The following is a 1598-nucleotide window of genomic DNA, read 5'->3' as shown; positions in this document are numbered from 1 at the left end:
TGTGAGCACTTGCCGCGAGACAGCAATACGTCGATTAAGGAGGTGATCCAGCCGCAGGTTCCCCTACGGCTACCTTGTTACGACTTCACCCCAGTCATGAACCACACCGTGGTGATCGCCCTCCCGAAGGTTAGGCTAACCACTTCTGGTGCAGTCCACTCCCATGGTGTGACGGGCGGTGTGTACAAGGCCCGGGAACGTATTCACCGTGACATTCTGATTCACGATTACTAGCGATTCCGACTTCACGGAGTCGAGTTGCAGACTCCGATCCGGACTGAGATCGGCTTTTCGGGATTGGCTCGGCCTCGCGGACTCGCAACCCTTTGTACCGACCATTGTAGCACGTGTGTAGCCCTACCCGTAAGGGCCATGATGACTTGACGTCGTCCCCACCTTCCTCCGGTTTGTCACCGGCAGTCTCCCTAGAGTTCCCGACCGAATCGCTGGCAAATAGGGACAAGGGTTGCGCTCGTTACGGGACTTAACCCAACATTTCACAACACGAGCTGACGACAGCCATGCAGCACCTGTCACTGCGCTCCCGAAGGCACCCCTTCGTCTCCGAAGGGTTCGCAGGATGTCAAGGGTAGGTAAGGTTCTTCGCGTTGCATCGAATTAAACCACATGCTCCACCGCTTGTGCGGGCCCCCGTCAATTCATTTGAGTTTTAACCTTGCGGCCGTACTCCCCAGGCGGTCGACTTATCGCGTTAACTGCGCCACAAAGGTCTCGAGGACCCCAACGGCTAGTCGACATCGTTTACGGCGTGGACTACCAGGGTATCTAATCCTGTTTGCTACCCACGCTTTCGCACCTCAGCGTCAGTGTCAGTCCAGAAGGCCGCCTTCGCCACTGGTATTCCTCCCGATCTCTACGCATTTCACCGCTACACCGGGAATTCTACCTTCCTCTCCTGCACTCTAGCCTGACAGTTCCGGATGCCATTCCCAGGTTGAGCCCGGGGCTTTCACAACCGGCTTATCACGCCGCCTACGCGCGCTTTACGCCCAGTAATTCCGATTAACGCTCGCACCCTCCGTATTACCGCGGCTGCTGGCACGGAGTTAGCCGGTGCTTCTTCTGTGGGTGATGTCCTTCCTCGGGGGTATTAACCCCAAGGCCTTCTTCCCCACTGAAAGTGCTTTACAACCCGAAGGCCTTCTTCACACACGCGGCATGGCTGGATCAGGGTTGCCCCCATTGTCCAATATTCCCCACTGCTGCCTCCCGTAGGAGTTCGGGCCGTGTCTCAGTCCCGATGTGGCTGATCATCCTCTCAGACCAGCTACGGATCGTCGCCTTGGTGAGCCGTTACCTCACCAACCAGCTAATCCGACATAGGCTCATCCGATAGCGCAAGGTCCGAAGAGCCCCTGCTTTCTCCCGTAGGACGTATGCGGTATTAGCCTGAGTTTCCCCAGGTTATCCCCCACTATCGGGCAGATTCCTATGCATTACTCACCCGTCCGCCGCTCGTCAGCACCCCGAAGGGCCTGTTACCGCTCGACTTGCATGTGTTAGGCCTGCCGCCAGCGTTCAATCTGAGCCATGATCAAACTCTTCAGTTTCAATCAGTGCGGTTCTTGCCCTCCCGA

At 56.9% G+C, this 1598-nt stretch carries 1 rRNA gene; it reads right to left on the bottom strand.

The annotated features are described in order from the left end of the window. Nucleotides 1–35: 35 nt before the first annotated feature. Nucleotides 36–1571: ribosomal RNA gene (locus FEF15_RS19145) — 16S ribosomal RNA — on the bottom strand. Between the last annotated feature and the right edge of the window lie 27 nt (nucleotides 1572–1598).

The organism is Halomonas sp. NO4, assembly GCF_010994375.1.
Classification (GTDB): domain Bacteria; phylum Pseudomonadota; class Gammaproteobacteria; order Pseudomonadales; family Halomonadaceae; genus Halomonas.
The sequence above is the reverse complement of the archived record's forward strand: the minus strand, read 5'-3'. Positions and strand labels throughout refer to the sequence as shown.